This window comes from Pseudoclavibacter caeni, from assembly GCF_008831125.1.
Classification (GTDB): domain Bacteria; phylum Actinomycetota; class Actinomycetes; order Actinomycetales; family Microbacteriaceae; genus Pseudoclavibacter_A; species Pseudoclavibacter_A caeni.
This window is the reverse complement of sequence record NZ_WBKA01000006.1, coordinates 55,207-74,290: the sequence shown is the minus strand read 5'-3', so window position 1 is coordinate 74,290 and position 19,084 is coordinate 55,207. Positions and strand designations below refer to the sequence as shown.

18 protein-coding genes and 1 tRNA gene are annotated in these 19,084 nt (G+C 73.7%); 7 read left to right on the top strand and 12 right to left on the bottom strand.

What is annotated here, in order from left to right; translation table 11 throughout:
* Positions 1-20: 20 nt before the first annotated feature.
* Positions 21-1,391, bottom strand: a complete 1,371-nt coding sequence (gene radA, locus F8O02_RS07810) for a DNA repair protein RadA (RefSeq protein ID WP_158036688.1) — start codon at positions 1,389-1,391, stop codon at positions 21-23.
* An 86-nt stretch (positions 1,392-1,477) separates the two neighbouring features.
* Here radA and F8O02_RS07805 point away from each other — a divergent pair.
* Positions 1,478-1,565, top strand: a tRNA-Ser gene (locus F8O02_RS07805).
* A gap of 411 nt (positions 1,566-1,976) precedes the next feature.
* Here the strand turns inward: F8O02_RS07805 and F8O02_RS07800 are convergent.
* Positions 1,977-2,588, bottom strand: a complete 612-nt coding sequence (locus F8O02_RS07800) for a TetR/AcrR family transcriptional regulator (RefSeq protein WP_218859619.1) — start codon at positions 2,586-2,588, stop codon at positions 1,977-1,979.
* Between the two features lie 143 nt (positions 2,589-2,731).
* On the opposite strand from F8O02_RS07800, the gene F8O02_RS07795 reads away from it, so the two are divergent.
* The 4 genes from F8O02_RS07795 (at position 2,732) to F8O02_RS07780 (ending at position 6,885) form a co-directional block, all read left to right on the top strand.
* Positions 2,732-4,303 carry an MFS transporter gene (locus F8O02_RS07795; RefSeq protein WP_158036687.1) on the top strand — a complete coding sequence of 524 codons (1,572 nt, stop codon included), beginning with the start codon at positions 2,732-2,734 and terminating at the stop codon, positions 4,301-4,303.
* Between the two features lie 160 nt (positions 4,304-4,463).
* Positions 4,464-5,600 (top strand): inorganic phosphate transporter, encoded by a 1,137-nt coding sequence (locus tag F8O02_RS07790; protein ID WP_158036686.1) that lies wholly within the window; start codon positions 4,464-4,466, stop codon positions 5,598-5,600.
* A 22-nt stretch (positions 5,601-5,622) separates the two neighbouring features.
* On the top strand, positions 5,623-5,844 hold the full coding sequence (locus F8O02_RS07785; RefSeq protein ID WP_158036685.1) for a hypothetical protein: 222 nt from the start codon (positions 5,623-5,625) through the stop codon (positions 5,842-5,844).
* Between the two features lie 186 nt (positions 5,845-6,030).
* Entirely contained in the window at positions 6,031-6,885 is an 855-nt protein-coding gene (locus F8O02_RS07780; RefSeq protein ID WP_158036684.1) for a universal stress protein, read from the top strand.
* Positions 6,886-7,011: 126 nt separating this feature from the next.
* Here the strand turns inward: F8O02_RS07780 and F8O02_RS07775 are convergent, their stop codons facing one another.
* From F8O02_RS07775 to F8O02_RS07735, 9 genes are all read right to left on the bottom strand, one after another.
* Positions 7,012-7,488: a MarR family winged helix-turn-helix transcriptional regulator gene (locus F8O02_RS07775; RefSeq protein ID WP_158036683.1), complete on the bottom strand. Its 477-nt coding sequence runs from the start codon at positions 7,486-7,488 to the stop codon at positions 7,012-7,014.
* Between the two features lie 148 nt (positions 7,489-7,636).
* Positions 7,637-8,914 (bottom strand): MFS transporter, encoded by a 1,278-nt coding sequence (locus F8O02_RS07770; protein WP_158036682.1) that lies wholly within the window; start codon positions 8,912-8,914, stop codon positions 7,637-7,639.
* On the bottom strand, positions 8,911-10,038 hold the full coding sequence (gene fni / locus F8O02_RS07765; protein ID WP_158036681.1) for a type 2 isopentenyl-diphosphate Delta-isomerase: 1,128 nt from the start codon (positions 10,036-10,038) through the stop codon (positions 8,911-8,913). The genes F8O02_RS07770 and fni overlap by 4 nt, the downstream gene beginning before the upstream one ends.
* A gap of 22 nt (positions 10,039-10,060) precedes the next feature.
* Positions 10,061-11,182, bottom strand: coding sequence for a phosphomevalonate kinase (locus F8O02_RS07760; RefSeq protein ID WP_158036680.1), 1,122 nt, complete (start codon positions 11,180-11,182; stop codon positions 10,061-10,063).
* A complete protein-coding gene (mvaD, locus tag F8O02_RS07755; protein WP_158036679.1) occupies positions 11,182-12,213 on the bottom strand; it encodes a diphosphomevalonate decarboxylase in 1,032 nt (343 codons plus the stop codon). Before mvaD ends, F8O02_RS07760 begins: the two co-directional genes overlap by 1 nt.
* The gene (gene mvk, locus F8O02_RS07750; RefSeq protein ID WP_218859617.1) at positions 12,210-13,187 is read right to left on the bottom strand and encodes a mevalonate kinase; all 978 of its coding nucleotides are present in this window, start codon (positions 13,185-13,187) and stop codon (positions 12,210-12,212) included. The genes mvaD and mvk overlap by 4 nt, the downstream gene beginning before the upstream one ends.
* 58 nt (positions 13,188-13,245) lie before the next feature.
* Positions 13,246-14,622, bottom strand: a complete 1,377-nt coding sequence (locus tag F8O02_RS07745) for a tripartite tricarboxylate transporter permease (RefSeq protein WP_158036678.1) — start codon at positions 14,620-14,622, stop codon at positions 13,246-13,248.
* Positions 14,622-15,077 (bottom strand): hypothetical protein, encoded by a 456-nt coding sequence (locus tag F8O02_RS09030; RefSeq protein ID WP_179416380.1) that lies wholly within the window; start codon positions 15,075-15,077, stop codon positions 14,622-14,624. The genes F8O02_RS07745 and F8O02_RS09030 overlap by 1 nt, the downstream gene beginning before the upstream one ends.
* Before the next feature lie 210 nt (positions 15,078-15,287).
* A complete protein-coding gene (locus tag F8O02_RS07735; RefSeq protein ID WP_158036677.1) occupies positions 15,288-16,019 on the bottom strand; it encodes a glutamine amidotransferase in 732 nt (243 codons plus the stop codon).
* A 228-nt stretch (positions 16,020-16,247) separates the two neighbouring features.
* Between F8O02_RS07735 and tgt the strand changes: the two genes are divergently transcribed.
* Positions 16,248-17,537 (top strand): tRNA guanosine(34) transglycosylase Tgt, encoded by a 1,290-nt coding sequence (tgt, locus tag F8O02_RS07730; protein ID WP_158036676.1) that lies wholly within the window; start codon positions 16,248-16,250, stop codon positions 17,535-17,537.
* A gap of 16 nt (positions 17,538-17,553) precedes the next feature.
* Here the strand turns inward: tgt and F8O02_RS07725 are convergent, their stop codons facing one another.
* Complete coding sequence (locus tag F8O02_RS07725; RefSeq protein ID WP_158036675.1) at positions 17,554-18,321, bottom strand: queuosine precursor transporter; 768 nt, start codon at positions 18,319-18,321, stop codon at positions 17,554-17,556.
* A 101-nt stretch (positions 18,322-18,422) separates the two neighbouring features.
* Here F8O02_RS07725 and F8O02_RS07720 point away from each other — a divergent pair, with 101 nt between their 5' ends.
* Positions 18,423-19,004: a DUF4916 domain-containing protein gene (locus tag F8O02_RS07720; RefSeq protein WP_158036674.1), complete on the top strand. Its 582-nt coding sequence runs from the start codon at positions 18,423-18,425 to the stop codon at positions 19,002-19,004.
* The last annotated feature ends 80 nt before the right edge of the window (positions 19,005-19,084 follow it).

Sequence of the window (19,084 nt, the reverse complement as noted above, 5' to 3'; positions counted from 1 at the left end):
GGGCGGTGCGGGGGCTGTGCTCAGCGGGCGGGGCGACGCAGCGCGAGGGCGAGCGCCTCGTGCAGGGACTGCGCGGTGGTGTCGTCGATGTGGTCCGCGTAGCCGAGCCGGCGGCCCTCCTCGCGGCGCTGGTCGGCCTGGGCGGCGCGGCGCACCTGCCCGGCGAGGCTGATCTCGCCGAACGCGACGGTGTGCGGCACGACGGGGCGGCCCGTCGCCGCCGAGGCGATCGCCAGGGCGATGGGCAGATCCGCCGCCGGGTCGTCCACCCGCACCCCGCCGACCGTCGAGACGTACACCTCGCGGTTCGTCACCGCGATGCCCGCGCGGCGGGCGAGCACGGCGATGAGCATCGCCACCCGAGCCGGGTCGAGCCCACTGGTCACCCGCCGCGGCTGGGGCGCGGAGGTGTCGACCACGAGCGCCTGGATCTCGACCGGCAGGGCGCGCCGGCCCTCCATGGCGACCGTCACAGCGGTGCCCGGCACGTTCGCGGTGCGGCTGAGGAACAGGCCGGATGGGTCGGGCACCTCGACGATGCCGCTCGCGCCCATCTCGAAGCAGCCGACCTCGTCGACCGACCCGAACCGGTTCTTGCGGGCGCGCAGGAACCGCAGGGCGGTCTGCGGGTCGCCCTCGAACTGGCAGACGACGTCCACCAAGTGCTCGAGCAGCCTGGGGCCGGCGATCGCGCCGTCCTTGGTGACGTGCCCGACGAGCAGCAGCGGCACGCCCCACTGCTTCGCCGCGCGGGTGAGGGCGTGGGCGACCGTGCGCACCTGTGCGGTGCCGCCCGGGATGCCCTCCGTGCCGGCGTCGGTGAGTGTCTGCACCGAGTCGACGATCACCAGGGACGGCCGGGTCTGGGCGATCTGCGCGAGCGCGGCCGTCAGGTCGGTCTCGGCCGCGAGCAGCAGCCGCTCCTGCAGGGCGCCCGTGCGCTCCGCGCGCAGGCGGACCTGGCCGGCGGACTCCTCGGCGGTGAGGTACAGGACGGTGCGCCCGGCGGCCGCCCAGCGCGCGGCGACCTCGAGCAGCAGCGTCGACTTGCCCACGCCGGGCTCGCCGCTGAGCAGGATCGCCGCCCCCGGCACGATGCCCCCGCCGAGCACCCGGTCGAGCTCGCCGATGCCGGTGGGCATGTGGTCGCTCGCATCGCCGTCGAGCTCGGTGATGGGACGGGCGAGCCGCTCGTCGGGCAGCGTCGGGACGCTCGGGGCCTGCTCGACCATCCGCACGCCCCGCCCGGAGCGGCCCGGCACGATGCCGGTCGGGGTGCCTGCCTCGACCACGGTGCCCCACGCCTGGCACTCGGGGCAGCGGCCGACCCACTTGGGCGACTGGTAGCCGCACTCGGTGCAGTGGTAGAGGGCGCTCGGGGTTCGTGCCATGCGGCCACTGTAGCGCCGGCCGCCGACATGATCGCGGGCCGGAGCCGCTTTGCGCATCCCGGGTGGATCGGGTATTGTCTTCTCCCGGTGACGTGTCTGAGCGGCCGAAAGTGCATCACTCGAAATGATGTGTAGGGCAACCTACCGCGGGTTCAAATCCCGCCGTCACCGCCATGATCGAGGGCCCTGGTCCCCATGTGTCCACTGGGGAGCGGGGCTCTCGTCGTCTCTGCATCAGGGCTCAGGACGACGTCGGTGGCGGTCTGACCGTTGGACCAGGGCCGGATGAGCTGCCGAGCTGTTGAGTCCTGACGTGGAAGGGCATCTCGCCCGTATCGAGTGGATGGCGGCATGGATGGACACGGGCCGGGCCGCGTATATCCTTCTCCATCAGCGGGTGCGTGCTCCATCAGCGGGTGCGTGATGTCATCGCGCAGAAGCGGGAAGCCGTGGAGACCGGGCGCTGCCGTCTCTGAGCCGTGGGGACTGCTGAGGGGCCGGGGAGTGAGCGATTCGTGAGGCCCTGAGGCTCCCTGCCATCATCTGGTGCGCGGCCGGTGCCAACAGGTCTGGAGCGCGTCCGTGTCAGTCGGCCCGGGCGGCGAGCGATCCCCGGGATCCGTCGGCGCCGTCTCCCTCGTTGCCGGCAAGCCGACGGATGACGCGCACGGCCGCGTCGATCTCGCGCGCGCCGGGCCCGGCCGTCGGGTCCCCCTGCTCGCGCAGCAGGGCGGAGCCGTAGTAGATGCCGTCGCTGATCAGCAGGATCGTGCGTGCGAGGTCGTCGTCGCCCACGGCGTCGCGGATCTGGGCGAGCCAGCGGGTGTTGACGTCGGCGAGCGCCTGCCGGGCGGCGTCGCTGCTCTGGGACAGTCGGGCGACGGCGCGCAGCGTGCGGTCAAACGGGGTGTCGTCGCTGGCCGACGAGCGCAGGAAGTGCTCGACCGGCCCCTCGGGTGCGGTGCGCATGGCGGCGAGATCGGCGGTGACGAGCGTGTCGAGTCGGGCGAGCAGACCGGCCTCCAGCGCATGTTTCGTGGCGAAGTGGTAGAGCAGGCCGCCCTTGGAGACCCCGGCCGCGCGGGCCACCGCGTCGAGGGTCGCCGCTCGCTCGCCCCGGCGCTCGAGCAGGTCGGTGTACGCGTCGAGCACGCGCTCGCGGGCGGGGCGAGCGGCGGGGGCGGTGACGTCGGGCATGCGGCCAGTCTATCCGCGGGGTGGCGACTGAACCGTCCAGACGGTACAGTCGGTGTGGTCGGCGCTGTGCCGGTGCCGCGGCGCCGCCGGCGCGCGGAGGCCGCGGCGGCCGGACGACACGAGCGGAGAGGACCGGGGCCATCATGACTGTCGAGCGGCGAGCGAGCATCACCGCACGGGCTCCGGAGCGCGTCCATGCCGCCACGCCGTCCGCCCGCGCGTGGGTGGCGCTCGCGGTGCTCATGCTGCCGGTGCTGCTCGTCTCGATCGACGCCACCGTGCTGAGCCTCGCGCTGCCGCACATCGCGCGGAGCCTGCATCCGGACGCCGCCCAGCAGCTGTGGATCCTCGACGCGTACTCGGTCGTCCTCGCCGGGCTGCTGGTCACCATGGGCGGACTCGGCGACCGCATCGGCCGCCGCCGGCTGCTGCTCGTCGGGGCGGTGGGGTTCGCCGCCTGCTCGGTCGCCAGCGCGTTCGCCCCGTCGGCCGGGTGGCTCATCGCCCTGCGCGCGGCGACCGGGGTGTTCGGGGCGACGCTCATGCCCGCCACGCTCGCGCTCATCCGCGACCTGTTCCCCGACCGCGAGCGTCGACGCGTCGCCGTGGCGGTATGGGCGGCCTGTTTCTCGGCCGGCACCGCTGCCGGGCCGCTGGTCGGCGGGCTGCTGCTCGAGCGGCTGCCCTGGGGATCGGTGTTCCTCATCGCGGTGCCGATGCTGGTGCCGCTGCTCGCGCTCGCCCCGCTGCTCGTGCCCGAGTCGCGCGACCCGCGTCCCGGGCCGGTGGACGTGCCGGGCATGCTCGCCTCGATGGCCACCCTGGGCGGGTTCGTGCTCGGCGTCAAGGAGCTCGCCGCGGGCGGGGCGGTCGTGCCCGCGGTCGCCGCGATCGCGACGAGCGGCCTGGCCGGGTGGTGGTTCGTGCGCCGGATGCGGCGGGCGACGCGGCCGCTGCTCGACCTCGCGCTGCTGCACGACCCCCGGTTCGCCGGCAGTGTCGTGATCAACCTGCTCAGCGTGACCGCGCTGGTGGGCTTCCTGTACTTCGCCAGCCAGCATCTGCAGCTCGTGCTCGGGCTCGACGCGCTCGACGCGGCGCTGGTGCTCCTGCCCGGCATCCTGCTGTCGATCGTCGCCGGGCTCGCGATCGTCCGCCCGGCGGCCACCCGGTCGGTGCGCGGACTGATGGCGGGCGCGCTGCTGTGCTCGGCGGCGGCCTACGCCCTGGTCGCGGTCGCCGGCGCGGGGTCCGGGTGGACGCTGACCGCGGTCGCCTTCTGCCTGCTCGGCGCCGGGGTGGGCGCGGCAGACACGATGTCGAACGACCTGATCCTCTCCGCCGCTCCGCCCGAGCGGGCCGGGGCGGCCTCCGCGATTTCCGAGACCGCCTACGAAGTCGGCGCGGTGCTCGGCACGGCGCTGCTCGGCGGGCTGCTCACGGCGCACCACCGCATCGCGCTCGTGGTCCCCGACGGGGTGCCCGCCGACGCCGCGGCCCGGGCGCGCGAGACCCTCGCCGGCGCCGGCGAGGCCGCGCTCGGTCTGCCGCCGGAGACAGGGGCGGCGCTGTGGGAGGCGGCTACGAACGCGTTCGAGGGCGGGGTCGTCGTTACCGCGTCCATCGGCGCGGCGCTCATGGCGACGGCGGCGGCGATCGCCTGGCGGGTGCTGCCCGACGGGAGTGACCACCGTCGCCGGGCACGGCTAGAATGAGTGGTGCATGGTCGACGTGCGGGTGGAGCCACAGCAGGCGTTCGCCTTCTCGTAACCTTGCCGGCTCACACTGTGTGGGCAAGGGGACGACGGCGAGTCAGAACCTGCCCCACGGCCGTGGGATCGGATGTGCCGCGCAGAAGGGACCGCATCACAGCGCATGGACGCCACCACCATCGTCATCGTCGTCCTCGTCATCGCCACCGCGCTGACGTTCGACTTCACGAACGGATTCCACGACACGGCGAACGCGATGGCGACCTCGATCGCCACCGGCGCGCTGAAGCCGAAGACCGCGGTCATCGCCGCCGGCGCGCTGAACCTCGTCGGCGCGTTCCTGTCGACCGAGGTCGCCAAGACCATCTCGGGCGGCATCATCAACGAGGACGCCGTGCACATCGGCCCCGAGTTCATCTTCGCCGGGCTGATCGGCGCGATCGTGTGGAACATGCTCACCTGGCTCGTGGGGCTGCCGTCCAGCTCCTCGCACGCGCTGTTCGGCGGCCTGGTCGGCGCGGTCGTCGTGGGTGCCGGCTTCTCCGGCGTGAACTTCCTGGCCGTGCTCGACAAGGTGCTGCTGCCCGCGCTCATCTCGCCGTTCGTCGCCGGTCTGGCCGCCTGGCTGGCGGTGCGGCTCGTCCTCTGGATCGTCCGCGGGATGTCCCGGAAGCGCGTCGAGGACGGCTTCCGCCACGGGCAGACGATCACCGCCCTGCTCGTCGCCCTCTCGCACGGCACCAACGACGCCCAGAAGACGATGGGTATCATCACGCTCACGCTCATCACCGCGGGGATGCAGGAGTCAGGCTCCGGCCCGGAGCTGTGGGTCGTCGCCGCATGCGGGCTCGCGATCGCGCTCGGCACCTACTCCGGCGGCTGGCGGGTCATCCGCACGCTCGGCAAGGGGCTGACCGAGATCACCACCCCGCAGGGGTTCGCCTCCGAGGTGAGCTCGGCGACGACGATCCTCGTCTCATCGCATCTGGGCTTCGCCCTGTCGACGACGCAGGTGTGCTCCGGCTCGATCGTCGGCGCGGGCCTGGGCCGCAAGGGCTCGCCGGTGCGCTGGGGCGTCGCCGGGCGCATGGTCGTCGGCTGGATCGTGACCTTCCCCGCCGCGGGGGTCGTCGGCGCCGCGGCCTGCGCGCTCGCGAAGATCAACATCTGGGGCACGCTCGGGGTCGCGCTCATCGCCGCGGCCATCATCTGGGGCATCTACCGGCTCTCGAAGCGGAACCCGGTCACCGCCGCAAACGTCAACGCGACGCCGGCCCCCGCCCCGGTGGCGGCGGCCTGAACGGCAGAGGGAGGCAACGCGCATGAATCTCATGAATCTGACCCTGGTGCTCGTGGTCGCCGTGGGAGTCGCGGCGACGGTCAGCACGCTCTACGCGACGGCGCTGCGCCTGTGGGCGGTCGGCGAGGTGGACAGTCGCGGCAACGCGAACCTCCTGGCCCGCACCGGCTCGGTGCTGTGCTTCAGCGCATGCGTCGCGATCGTGCTGTTCGCGCTGTGGCTCATGATCCCGCAGTTCCACTGACCGGCGCGCCGCGGCGTCCGCTCCGCCCGGATCGTCGCGCCGCCCGCACTGTGATCGGGGCGTCGTCCCGCCTCGGTGCGTCGCCGACGATACCGACCGGTCGTCACGGGCCACCTGCCCTCATCCCCGCATCCCGAGCATGACATCCAGACACGAGACGCCGCACAGGCGGAAGGAGCACGCACGATGACCAGCATCCTCGTCGGCATCGATGGCAGCACGAGAGGCGAGCGGGCGCTCGCCTGGGCGGCGCGGCGGGCGGTGCGCGATGGCGCGACGCTCACGCTGCTGACCGTGATCGATCCCCGGGCGGCCCGGGAGAGCGGGGCGACCGAGCAGGTCGCCTACACCGCGGCGCACAACCTGCTGAAGGCCGTCACCCGCGAGCTCGCCGTGGCGTTCCCGCAGATCGAGGCGACGACCCGCATCGCCACCGGCGGCATCGTGGATGCGGTGGTCGACGCCGCCGAGGGTCACGACCTGATCGTGCTCGGCTCACACCACGGCGCCTCGCTGCGCGAGACCGTTGGCGGGGCGAAGGGCCTGCGCGTCTCGGTGTCCACGACCGTGCCGACAGTGGTGGTCCCTGTGGACTGGGATGCCGACCGGCCGGGCAGCGGCATCGTCGTCGGGGTCGGCCCCGACCAGGTCAGCGAGAACGCGATCGCGTTCGGTGTGGGCGAGGCGCTCGCGACCGGCGAGCGGCTCGAGCTCGTCTCAGCGTGGGGGCTGCCGCCGCTGCTCTCCCGTCCCGCCGAGGCGATGGGCGGCGGGCTGGCCCCCGTCGGCGTGGAGTTCCAGAGCCGGCTCGACGAGCGCGTCCGTCTGTTGCACGACGCGCATCCGGGCCTCGACGTCCGCGGGCGTGCCGTGGAGGCCGCCTCGCCCGCCGCGGGGATCGTCGCCGCGGCGCGCGGGCACCGGCTGCTCGTGCTCGGCACGCACTCGCGCACGGTGCTCGGCCGGGCGTTGTTCGGGTCGGTGACCCACGGGGTGCTGCTCGAGCTGGACACGCCCACCGTCGTCGTCCCCCAGCCCTGAGTCGGCGCCCTGGCGCGTGGGCCAGTGGCGCCCGGGCGCGGTCGTGTGGCTCGGAGGGACGCGGTTTCAGCTCGCGGTGTCGGTCGCGTGGAGCCTCCCCGCCGGTGCGGGCGGGAGGAGACGACCTCAGCCGCGCGTGGCCGCCCGGGCCCGCTCGGCGCTCTCGGCGTTGTCCACCAGCAGGTCGATGCGGGTGCCCAGCGCATGCTGGTCGATGCCGCTCAGCAGCGTGTTCTGGTAGGCGACGAGCCCCTGCCAGGCCTCGGCGAGCCTCCGGGCGCCGCGCTCGGTGAGCGCGACCCGCTGTGTGCGCCGATCGCCGGGGGCGTGGTGGACGGTGACGAGTCCGGCGCGGGAGAGCGCGCGGACGCGGGCGGTCACCGCGGCACGGGAGACGCCGAGCTCGCGGGCGATCTCGCGCTGGCTGGGGCTCTCCTCGCGCAGGCCCACGGCGACGAGTGTCCAGAACTGCCCGGCGGGCAGCGCCCAGTGCTCGCGCAGCCAGGTGTCGACGAGACGGTCCACGAGGGTCGCGGCCTGGTGCAGCCGGAAGCACAGGTCATCGATGTGCGGCTGGACGGCGGTCTCGTCAGGGGAGGTCATGGTGCTCCTCAGTGAATCCCCTCCGCCCGGCGAAGTCAAGCGGCGTCACGAATCGTTGCGAGATCGTCACCCGGCGGCCGGTCACGCGACGGTCCTCGCGGGGTGTGGGCGGGGACCTGCCCGGCTGCCGCCCTGGGCCACCCGAGCGTCACGCCGCGGGTGACTCCTGCCGCCGTTCGAGGGCCCGGGCACGCAGCATGGCGAGCGTGCCGAGCAGCATCCCCGCGGGCATGAGCAGCATCGCGAGCCGGAACGACGCGGGGTCGTAGAGCGGCCGCCCCGTGACCCGGGCGAGCTCGTCGAGGAGGAGCCCCGTGCCGAGCATCAGCACGAGCGCCATGGTGAAGCCGCCGACGTTGACGAACCCGCTCGCGAGCCCCTGCCGCTCGGGCGGGTTGCCGGCCCGCACGATCTCGAAGCCGATCGAGCTGGCCGGGCCGCCGACACCGACGAGTGCCACACCCGGCACCATCGTCAGCAGCGACGCCGCGGGTGGCAGCACGAGCAGCGCCCAGCCGGCGAGCTCCAGCGCCACGGCGCCGAGCACGAGCATGACCCGCCCGTGCAGGAACGAGGCGGTCAGCGCCCCGATCACGGGGCCCACGGCGATGCCCGCGAGCGTCACGACGACGAGCGCGGCGCTCGCCTCGGCGCGGGTGTGGCCGAGGGCGACGAGATACGGCACGCCCCACATCAGCGCGAACGCGTTCACTCCGCCGAGCGTCGCGCCGTGCACCCACATGCCCAGTCGCGTCGAGGGGATGGCGAACGTACGGGCCACGTCGCCGAGCATCGTCCGCAGCCCCGTGGCCGGCGGGCGCCGGCGGGGATGGGGCGCGTCGGCGAACAGCACGGCCACGAGCACGAGGGCGAGCACGCTCAGCGCCGCGAACGACAGGAACGCGGGCGTCCACCCTGCCGCGTGCAGCAGCAGCACGAACGGCACGGCGCTGATGATCTGGCCGAGCTGGCCGAGGATGCTGGTCAGCTGGGTGACCATCGGCACGTGGCGTGCGGGGAACCACTCCGGCAGCACCCGCAGCACCGAGATGAACACCCCGGCATCGCCGAGCCCGACGAGCGCGCGGGCGGTGAAGACCGCCGCGATGTCCGTCGACAGCGCCAACAGGGTCTGCCCGGCGGCCATCAAGGTCATGCCGACCACGAGGACGCGGCGGGCGCCGAAGCGGTCGAGCGCGAGGCCGGCGGGGATCTGCCCGGCCGCATACACACCCATCTGCAGCGCGGCGAACCCGCCGAGCAGCCCGGCGCTCACGACGAACCGGTCGGCGGCGTCCGGGGTGACGGCGCCGAGGCTCGACCGGTTGCACACCGCGACGATGTAGGCGGCGAGGCCCACGAGCCACACGGCGGCGGCCCGTCGGCTCGAGGGCTGTCCGGGCGTCGTCGCCTCCGGCCCGGTCACGCCGCGCCGGTCCGACCGGTCTGGGCCGTCCGGGCTATCCGGGCGGCCCGCTCCCGCCGGGTGGCGAGGGCGGCGAGATCGATGCCGCGCAGCCGGGCGAATTCGCCGGTCGGGCCGGTCACGAGCAGGTCCGCCTCCTGCAGCGCCGCGAGGTCGCGGGCGCCGACCAGGGCGAACAGGGTGCGCAGCTGCTGCCGCCACGAGACGAGCTCGGCGATCAGGGCCTCGAGCCCCGACGAGACGAGCACGTGCAGGAAGTGCCCGCTGACCCCCACGGCGCGGGCGCCGAGGGCGAGGGCGCGCAGCACGTCGAGGGGCGTGCGCACGCCGCCGGAGGCGAGCACGGTGACCCCCTCGACCGGGCCGCCGTGCTCGGGCGCGCGGTGCAGCACGTCGAGCAGGCACTCCACGGCGGTCTGTCCCCAGCCGGTCAGATACCCGTACTCGCTGCGCAGCCGTCGGTGGTTCTCGATCGCGATGAAGTCGGTGCCGCCCCGGCCGGAGACGTCCACCGCGGTCACGCCGTGCTCGACGAGGGCGGTGACGGCCTCCCGGCCGAGTCCGAACCCGACCTCCTTGACCACCACTGGCACGTCGCTGGCGGCCACGATCGCCGCGATGCGGTCGAGCCAGCCGGTGAAGTCCCGGTCGCCCTCGGGCATCACGAGCTCCTGGGCCACGTTCACGTGGATCTGCAGGGCGTCGGCGCTGAGCAGGGCGACGGCGTGCCGCGCCTGCTCCGGGGTCGCCTCGGGGCTCACGTTCGCGAGCACGAACGCCTCGGGCGCCTGCTCGCGGATCACCCGGAACGTCGGCTCGAGCGCCGGCTCGCGCAGCGCCGCGCTCACCGACCCGCTGGCTATCGCAACCCCCGCCTCCGCCGCCGCGCGGGCGAGCTGCGCGTTGAGTCGGCCGGTGCGCTCGCTGCCACCCGTCATCGCGTTGATGTAGAAGGGCGCCGTCCAGTCCCGCCCGGCGATCCGGGTGCCGGTCGACACGTCGGCGACGGCCAGCCCGGGGAACGACCGGTGCAGGAACCGCACGTCGTCGAAGCCGCCCCGCCGGGACTCGTCGTGCAGCTCCTCGGCCAGCCGGACGTGCTCGTCCTTGCGCTCGCTGCTCATGCCCGCTTCACCTCTCCGTCGTTCATGCCAGGCTTCCTCCGGCGGTCGCGTCGCCCGCGTCGTCGATGACGCCCTCCGGCGGGTGCACGCGCAGGCTCAGCCGGCGGATGTCGGCCCGCTCCCAGGCCGCCAGCAGTGCCTCGATGTCACGGTCACGGTCGATGAGCGCGATGCCGCAGTCGCCGCCGCCGGCCCCGCTCGTCTTCGCCGCGCCCCCGGACGCCTCGGCTGTCTCGATCAGCCGGGTGAGCGCGGGTGTCTCGATCGTGATGCCGGCGTGCTCGCCGAGCCCGCGCAGCAGCTCGCGGTTGCGGCGGACGGCGCGGCGCACGCCACTCGCGTCGTCGGCCTCCAGCGCGGCCACCAGGGCATCCACGCACGCCGTGCTGTCGTCGAGGAACGCCAGGTAGCGCACGTCGCGGTCGCGCTTGCGGGCCTGGACGCCGTCCACGAGCCGGGCGGTCGACGCCGGCGATCCCGTCCAGCCCACCAGCAGGCGCAGCCGGTCGGGCGGGACGACCCGGGCCACACCGAGCCCCGGCCACGGCTCGCGCAGCAGCTCGACGGCGGGGCGGGCGACGCGCTCGGCACGCAAGCGCTCGCGATCGAACGCGGTGTAGCGGATCCAGCCGCCGAACTGGCTGGCGGCGACGTCGCCGCCGGAGCCGGAGCGCTCCACGGCCAGGGTGGCGAGCAGGGCGAGCTTGAACTGTTCCATCCGGGTCAGGTCGAGCCGGTGGAACGCGCACAGGGCGCGCACGGTCGCGACCGTCACCGCCGCAGAGGAGCCGAGGCCGAACTTGCGCCCCGAGTCGTCGTCGAGCTCGCTGTCGATGCGCAGGTCGTACACGCCGAGCGGCGCCCCGAGTGACCGGGCGACCTCCTCGACGGTCTGGATCGCGGCGAGTACGAAGCGCGAGGGGGACTGCTCTGGGTCGACGACGAGGTCGTCGCCCACCCGGTGCCAGGCGAGCGCCCGGGGTGCGGTCTGGTCGGAGATGATGTGGCCGGTGCCCTCCGTCGGGGTCACGGTGACCGTGACGTACCGGTCGACGGCGACGAGCACGGCCGGGCGGCCGGGCTCGACCACCGCGTACTCACCGGCGATGTAGAGCTTGCCGGGTGCCCGGGCGACGACCGCCATCAGCGGGCCTCCGCGGGATGCCGGCGCACCTGTATGCCCGGACCGGCATGCGCCACGATGACATTCGTCTCGGGCACCACCCCGGCCAGGTCGGCGCGCAGCCGGCGGGCGACGGCCTCCGCGTCGGCGGCGGACGTGATCGCCTTGACGTTCGGGCCGGCGTCCATCGTCGCCCAGACGGGCAGACCGTCGCGGCGGGCCCGCCACACCGTGCGCAGGGCGGCGAGGCTGGCCGGGGTGAGATAGCGCACCGGGGGCGTGGCCGAGAGCATCGTGCCGTGCATGCCGAACGCGTTCGCCTCGGCGACGTCCCCGAGCCGGGGCAGGTCGCCGGTGCGCACGGCGTCGAGCGCCTCGGCGAGGTCACCGGCGCTGCGGCGCACCCAGGCGGGGTAGTCGGGCGAGGTGGCGACGGTGCGGCGCATCGCCTCGCGGCTGGAGACGGGCTTCGGGCCGGCGTCGATGACGATCACCACGATCGCGAGGCGCAGCGGACTCGACACGGGCTCCGCATACGAGCTGGCGTCGTCATGGCCGGCGTGCCACAGGGCGAGGCCGCCGAACACGGAGCGGGCCGCCGACCCCGACCCACGGCGGGCGAGCCGGGAGAGATCCCGGTCGTCGAGGTCGAGCCCCGCCGCCGCGGCGGCCGCGCCGGCGAGGGCGGCGAGCCCGGACGCGGAGCTGGCGAGCCCCGCCGCGGTGGGCACGGTGTTGCGGGAGCGGACGCGCGCGGACACCCCGTCGAGCCCGGCCCGCGCGCGCACGAGGTCGAGCATGACCCGCACCCGGGCGAGCGCCCGGCCGGCGAGTCGGCGGCCGTCGAGCGCGGCCTCGTCGGTGTCGAGGGCCTCGTCGAAGACGACCGAGGTCGTCGTGTGCAGGTCGTCGAGGGTGAGCGACAGGCTCGATGTGTGCGGGATGATGAGCCCCTCGTCGGCCTTGCCCCAGTACTTGATCAGCGCGATGTTCGCGTGGGCGACGGCGGTCGCCGCCGTCCGGGTGCGCTCGCGCAGTGGCTCGGCGCTCATGCGGCAGCCTCCCGGGCCTGCGGGGCGTGCACCCAGGAGCGTCGGGCGCCTGCGCCCTCCAGCGCCTGCGCGATCCGCTCCGCCGCGGGACGGCTCTCGGCCAGCGCGATCACGCAGCCGCCGCGGCCGCCGCCGGTGAGCTTGGCGCCGAGCGCGCCGGCGTCGCGGGCGGTCGCCACGAGCGCGTCGAGGTGTGTGTCGCTCACGCCGAGCGCGGCCAGTCGCGCGTGGGCCGCGTCCATGAGCTCGCCGATCGCGGCGGCGTCCCCGTCGCGCAGGGCGGTCTCGGCGTCTCGGGCGATGCGGCCGAGGTCGGCCAGCAGCGGGTCGGTGCCCTGCGGGTCGATCTCGTGGCGCTCGCGGATGTGCCCGACGGTCTCGCGGGTGCTGCCGTGCACGCCGGAGTCAGCGACGACGAGCCAGGCGGGCACGTCGATCGCGATCGGCTCGGTGCGGCCCGCCTCGAAGCGGATCGGCGCGGTGGAAGCCGTGGCGGTGGCGTCGAGACCGGACGGATGCCCGTGGGCCACCCGCTCGGCGGCCTGCGTCAGCTCGAAGAGGTCCTCGGCATCGGCGGGCGTGTCGAACGCGTCGAGCACGGCTCGGATGACGGCGCCGGCGGCCGCGGCCGACGAACCGAGGCCCCGCTCGGGCGGGAAGTCGGCGACGGTGGTGACGTGCAGGCGGGCGTCGGGGCGGCCGACGTGCTCGAGGGCGGCGTCCACCGCGCGCACGACGCTCGCGAGGCGTGCAGGCGCCTGCCGCAGCGGGCCCGACCACCCGAGGCAGGTGAGCGTCGCCGGGCCGTCGGCGGGCTCGACACGGGCGGTCATGCGCAGCCCCGCCAGGGGCAGCGCGATGGCGGGATAGCCGTAGACGACTGAGTGCTCGCCGAAGAGGATGACCTTCGCGACGGTCTGTCCCATGCCGGTGTGGGCGGGCGCATCCGCGGGGGAGTGGTCGCTGACCTGCACGATCGATGAAGCCTTTCCCGGCGCGACGGCGCCGACGCAGAGTCGCTCGGACGGGGGTTCAGAGCAGGTTCTGCACGATCCATGGCGAGGCGTACAGCGTCATGAACTGCACGCCATAGCTCACGCCGATCCTGTTCAGGGTACCGCAGGCGACGCCGACGAGCAGGACGCCGGCGATGTTGGCGACGCCCGCGTCCAGGTACGCCAGCAGCAGCACGAACGCGATGAACAGCCCGAGCACCGCCTCGTGGGGGATGCGGCGCATCACGAAGTCGGTGATCGCATACGAGTACCGCACGGCGATCACGTACATGAGCACGAGCGCCAGCAGGGCGCCCACGACGACCGCGGCGATGAACTCTCCGGTGCCGAGCAGCGTGTGGATGTTGACCATCGGGTCGGTGGTGAACACCGGTGGGGCGTTGAACAGCGCCTGGGCGGGGCCGATCGCGACCGGCGACAGCGGCAGGCCGATCGCCAGCAGCGGGATGATCGTGCCGGAGAGGTAGCTAGCGTGGGCGATGCCGTTCATCGCGCTCACGGCGCGGTTCGCGCGGATGATCTCGCCCTGCTCGCCGGCGGAGCGTCGGGCCGGGCCGGCGGCCGTCTCGCCGAGCAGGAAGGTCAGTGCCACCGGGCTGAGGAAGAACAGCGGGGTGGTCACGAGCGACCACAGGCTCGTGCGGGCCAGCTCGTCACGCGTGAGGATGCGGCTGGGGGCGAGCGAGCCGCCGCGCAGGTCGTGCCGCGACAGGTCGATCCGCGCCGGTGCCCGGCGCGGCAGCGCGTCACGGTGGCGGCGGTTGAGCAGGTCGAGCAGCGACACCAGCAGCGGGCCGATCGTGATGCCGAGGAAGAACGACACCGACACGCTCTTCCCCTCGGGCAGCACGCCCTGCTGGCGGTACAGGGCGAGCAGGCCCTGGAACAGCAGCGCCATCGGGATGATCGCGATGAGCGACAGCAGACGGTTGCGGCCGAGCAGCGCGAGCACCACGGCGCCGATGACGAACAGCAGCGAGCCGTACGCGCGCAGCTGGTCGGCCAGCGGCATGATCGCCGTGGCGATCGCGAGGCTGACGGGGATCGCGATGATGGTGCCCACCGCGCTGCCGGCGGCCATCTTCCGGATCGTCTCGGCCGCCCGGCCGCGGCGCTTGAGCAGCAGGGCGTGGTCCATCATCGGTGTGGACATCACCCCGCCGGGCAGGCCCACGAGGGCCGTCGGGATCGCGTTGGTGAGATTGAGCGTCACGATCGCGGCGATGAAGAACGTGAGCACCACGGCGGGGGCCACCCCGGCGAGCACGAGGGCCAGGGTGACCGGCACGAGCACGCTCGTCTCGTCGGTGCCCGGGATGAACCCGATGAACGTGTACAGCAGGATCGCGCCGATCGCGGCGACGAGCATCTGCAGCAGGAGTGCGGCGTCCATCAGCGGGCCTCCTCGTCCGGGGCGGTGGTGCCGGGTGCGGCGGTGCCCGCGGCGTCCCGGTGATCGGTCGCGGGAGAGGGCGCGACCGTCGCGTGGCCTGGCCCCTGCCCGCTCGGCGCCCCGGCCGCGTCCGTCGCCGCGCGGGACACGGTGCCCGCGGATGCGTCAGGATCGTCCGATGCGGCGGCCGGGCCGGCCACGCCGCGGGAGGGCCCGTCGACCAGGCGGACGACCCGCTTCGGGGTGATGAGCAGGGTCGTGACGATGAAGCCGACGACGGAGCCGCCGAGGCCCCAGAAGAAGGCGCTCTGTCCGAGAGCCTGCGAGATCAGAAGCGCGGCGGCGGTGGTGCCGCCGCAGATGACGAGCGACCAGGTCAGGTCTCTGGGCGAGACCAGGTCGTTCCACACCTCGATGTACTTCCGATCATCCGTCTGATGATCAGTGGAATCCATGACCAACGATCGTAGACGGTGCGGTCATGGCGCGGAAGAGCCGGCTGGCACGCCCCGCCGCCTGACCAGCCCCGCCGCCTGGCCCGCGGCTGCGTGGGGCCGTGGGGCAGACGACGCGGCTGGCTCGGACGAGCCCGCGGGCGGGAGACGATCGTCTCGGTCAGCGGCGCGCTCGCGGCCGCCTTGACGCGGATCGCCGCGCCGCGCCGCTCACCGCCGGGCGACCTCGGTGAACCGGCGCAGCAGGGCGTGGGCGGCGGACGTGTCGACGTCGCGGGTGGCCTCGTCCACCCGGTCGAGGTGGCCGTCCGGGTAGTAGCCGTGGCCGTCGTAGCGGGCGGCGCGGCGGATGAAGCCCGACTGGTCGAGCTCCGGGTGGAACTGGGTGGCGTAGACGCGGCTGCCCACGCGCAGCATCTGCACCGGGGCGACGTCGCCGACGGCCAGCAGCGCGGCGTCACGCGGCGTCGCGGCGAGTCCCTCGTGGTGGCCGACGAACGCGTGCAGCAGTTCGGGCGCGTCCGCCAGCAGCGGGTCGTCGCGGCCGGCCGGGGTGACGGCCACGCGGGCGAGACGAGCGTCCTCGGGATGCGCGCGGGTGAGTGGCACGTCGCAGGCGGCCGCGACCGCGCCGACGCCGTAGCACAGTCCGAGGAAGGGCAGGTCGGCGTCGATCACCCGGCGCACGAGCTCGGTCAGCTCCGTCTCGATGCGCCGCTGGAGGGCGTCCTTCTCCGCCTCCGGCGCCGTCCAGTCGTACGGGCTGCCGCCCAGGATGATGCCGGAGAACGCGGCCGGGTCGAGCCCGGCGAGGCTCGCCCGCTCGACGCGGCGATGGGCGAGCTCGTCATCGGCGAGCCCGGTGAAGCGCAGCAGCGCGGCGTGCTCCTCGGCGGTGGCGAGGTCATCGTCGCGCACGCTCAGATGCAGGAACGGTCGCATGAACTCACCCTAGGCGAGCCCGTGGCCCGGGCGCTCGCGGATGACGACGTGTGACGGCGTCTGGGTGCGGATGCCGTGATGCGGTCAGCGTCTCGGCGGGGATTCGGCGGGTGGGGCGGATTCTCTGCTGTGACGGGGTCGGGATGCTGAATCTGTGTCGGTGGCCGGGCAGCGCCCTGACCGCTCGGGCCCCGTGCCTGGCCCGGGTTCCGGTGGCATGATGGTCGGATGACCTTCGGCTTCGAGATCAGGACCAGACTGGAACCGCGCCGCGGGGGAGGCGACGCGGCCGGCGGTGCCCGGGCGGCGTCCGCCGGACGGGCGCGCGGCGGGCGGGGCGGCCGCACCGGGGTCATCCACACCCCGCATGGCGACATCCGCACGCCCGCGTTCATCCCGGTCGCAACCCAGGCCGCGGTGAAGGCTGTGCTGCCGGAGGCGATGGCGGACCTCGGCGCCCAGGCGCTGCTCGCCAACGCATACCACCTGTACCTGCAGCCCGGCCCCGAGGTGCTCGACGCGGCCGGCGGGCTCGGCCGGTTCATGAACTGGTCCGGGCCGACGTTCACCGACTCGGGCGGGTTCCAGGTGATGAGCCTCGGCGTCGGGTTCAAGAAGGTGCTCGCGATGGACATGGCGGGGCGTCGGTCGGACGAGGTGGTCGCACCTGGCAGGGAGCGGCTCGCACACGTCGACGACGACGGGGTGACGTTCAAGTCGCACCTGGACGGATCGATGCACCGGTTCACACCCGAGGTGTCGATGCGCATCCAGCATCAGCTCGGCGCCGATGTGATGTTCGCCTTCGACGAGCTGACCACGCTCATGAACACCCGCGGCTACCAGGAGCGCTCGCTGGAGCGCACCCGACGCTGGGCCGAGCGCTGCCTCGCCGAGCATGGTCGCCTCGCCGAGGCGCGCGCCGACCGGCCGCCCCAGGCGCTGTTCGGCGTGCTGCAGGGCGCCAACCACGAGGATCTGCGGCGCAAGGCGGCCCGTGACCTCGGCGCGATGGAGGTCGACGGGCGCCGCTTCGACGGGTTCGGGCTCGGTGGTGCGCTGGAGAAGAGCCGGATGGCCGAGATTATCGGGTGGATGGTCGACGAGCTGCCGGAGGACCGTCCTCGCCACCTGCTCGGCATCAGCGAGCCGGACGACCTCCTCGCCGCGATCGAGGCGGGCGTGGACACGTTCGACTGCGTGTCGCCTACACGGGTGGCGCGCAGCTCGGCGGTGTACTCCCGACACGGCCGTTACAACCTCAAGCAGGCCCGCTTCCGCATGGACCTCGGCCCGATCGACCCCGGCTGCGACTGCCACACCTGCACCCACTACACGCGGGCGTACCTGCACCATCTCTTCAAGGCGCACGAGATGAACGCGGCGACGCTCTGCAGCATCCACAACGAGCGGTTCATCGTGCGGCTCGTCGACGACGCCCGGCAGGCGATCGAGGCGGGCGACTTCGACGCATACCGCGAGGACGTGCTGGGCGCGTACTACGGCTCGGCGCGCTGAGCGGCGGGCGGATGCCTCAGGCGCCGACCGGGCGGTAGTCGGGCTCGTGCCGCTTCACCCAGGCGATGACGCGGTAGGTGAAGGGCAGCAGCACCGCCTCGACCGCGGTCTTGTACACGAACCCGAGCACGGTGTAGATCACGAAGTCGCTCAGCGAGGTGAAGCCGAGCACCGGGGCGGCGATCAGGCAGAACACGAGCGTGTCGGCGAGCTCGCCGGCCACGGTCGACCCGAGCAGCCGCGCCCAGAGCTGGCGCTCGTCGCGGCGGCGGCGTTTCATCGCGACGACGACCCAGGCGTTGAGGGTCTGCCCGACGAGGAAGCCGAGCAGCGACCCGAGCAGGATCTGCGGCGCGCTGAGCCCGAGCAGCGCGTCGAACGAGGCGGCGTCCGTGCCCTCCGACTTCGGCAGCGCGATGACGAACTGGAAGTAGACCATCGCGCCCAGGGCGATGCCGAACCCGATGACCGTCGCCAGCCGCGTGCGCCGGAACCCGTAGACCTCGCTGAGCACGTCGCCGAGCACGTACGCGAGCGGGAAGAGCAGGAAGCCCCCGTCGGTGTTGATCGGGAACCCGGCGATCGGCCCGAACACGACCCCTTGCGTGGCCGCGATGTTCGAGATGAGCAGCAGCGAGGCGAACACGGCCACGATCACGGGGTAGAAGCGGTAGCTCGGCCGCTCCACGGGGGTGGCGGACGCGGTGCGGGCCGGGCCGTCGGCGTACGGCTCGGCGGCGTCGTGGCGGCTCGGGGCGTGCGGATCGGTCTGCGGCTGGCTCATGTGCCGGGATTCTACCGCGCGTCGGCGCGCGGGCGTCCGGCCGGGGCGGCGGCCGGCCCGGCCGGGGTCGCTGACCAGGGGCGGGTGCGATAATGCTCGACATGAGCATCGTGGGCACGCCGGATCCGCAGGACCCCGACGACGACGTCCTCAGCCAGTCCGGCGGGGCTGACTCGGGGTGGCTGACCGACGTCGAGCTCGACCTCGCCCGGCGCAAGGTGCCGATGGTGTACGTCGAGGCGCTGCCCGTGCGCGTGGGGTCGGGAGGACGCGTCACTGAGGTCGGCCTGCTGCTGCGGGTGAGCGACGCCGCGTCGATCACCCGCACGATCGTCTCGGGCCGGGTGCGGTTCGGCGAGAGCCTTCGCGAGGCGCTGCTGCGGCATCTCGAGAACGACCTGGGGCCGATCGCGTTCCCGCAGCTGCCGGCTTCGCCGCTGCCGCTGGCGGTCGGCGAGTACTTCCCGGTGCCGTCGAGCCCCGCGGAGCTGTTCGACGGGCGGCAGCACGCCGTCTCGCTCGCGTACGTCGTGCCCGTCACCGGCACCTGCCAGCCGCGGCAGGACGCGCTCGAGCTGACCTGGCTGACGCCGGAGCAGGTGCGTCGCCCCGGGACGCTGGCCGACCTCGAGGGCAACCGGGGCGTGCTCGTCGAGCGGCTGCTCGCCGCGGTCGGTGTCTGAGCGTGGCGATTTCCGCGCTGCGGCTCGCGGCGCTTCGCACAGCGGGGATGCGGTGTTCGGTGGGGCGCCCGAGGTCCGGC

Bases quoted from the DNA above. Each gene is read 5' to 3' on its own strand.
- radA (WP_158036688.1), bottom strand. From the start codon at position 1,391: ATGGCACGAACCCCGAGCGCCCTCTACCACTGCACCGAGTGCGGCTAC.
- F8O02_RS07800 (WP_218859619.1), bottom strand. From the start codon at position 2,588: ATGCCCGACGTCACCGCCCCCGCCGCTCGCCCCGCCCGCGAGCGCGTG.
- F8O02_RS07795 (WP_158036687.1), top strand. From the start codon at position 2,732: ATGACTGTCGAGCGGCGAGCGAGCATCACCGCACGGGCTCCGGAGCGC.
- F8O02_RS07790 (WP_158036686.1), top strand. From the start codon at position 4,464: ATGGACGCCACCACCATCGTCATCGTCGTCCTCGTCATCGCCACCGCG.
- F8O02_RS07785 (WP_158036685.1), top strand. From the start codon at position 5,623: ATGAATCTCATGAATCTGACCCTGGTGCTCGTGGTCGCCGTGGGAGTC.
- F8O02_RS07780 (WP_158036684.1), top strand. From the start codon at position 6,031: ATGACCAGCATCCTCGTCGGCATCGATGGCAGCACGAGAGGCGAGCGG.
- F8O02_RS07775 (WP_158036683.1), bottom strand. From the start codon at position 7,488: ATGACCTCCCCTGACGAGACCGCCGTCCAGCCGCACATCGATGACCTG.
- fni (WP_158036681.1), bottom strand. From the start codon at position 10,038: ATGAGCAGCGAGCGCAAGGACGAGCACGTCCGGCTGGCCGAGGAGCTG.
- F8O02_RS07760 (WP_158036680.1), bottom strand. From the start codon at position 11,182: ATGGCGGTCGTCGCCCGGGCACCCGGCAAGCTCTACATCGCCGGTGAG.
- mvaD (WP_158036679.1), bottom strand. From the start codon at position 12,213: ATGAGCGCCGAGCCACTGCGCGAGCGCACCCGGACGGCGGCGACCGCC.
- F8O02_RS07745 (WP_158036678.1), bottom strand. From the start codon at position 14,622: ATGGACGCCGCACTCCTGCTGCAGATGCTCGTCGCCGCGATCGGCGCG.
- F8O02_RS09030 (WP_179416380.1), bottom strand. From the start codon at position 15,077: ATGGATTCCACTGATCATCAGACGGATGATCGGAAGTACATCGAGGTG.
- F8O02_RS07735 (WP_158036677.1), bottom strand. From the start codon at position 16,019: ATGCGACCGTTCCTGCATCTGAGCGTGCGCGACGATGACCTCGCCACC.
- tgt (WP_158036676.1), top strand. From the start codon at position 16,248: ATGACCTTCGGCTTCGAGATCAGGACCAGACTGGAACCGCGCCGCGGG.
- F8O02_RS07725 (WP_158036675.1), bottom strand. From the start codon at position 18,321: ATGAGCCAGCCGCAGACCGATCCGCACGCCCCGAGCCGCCACGACGCC.
- F8O02_RS07720 (WP_158036674.1), top strand. From the start codon at position 18,423: ATGAGCATCGTGGGCACGCCGGATCCGCAGGACCCCGACGACGACGTC.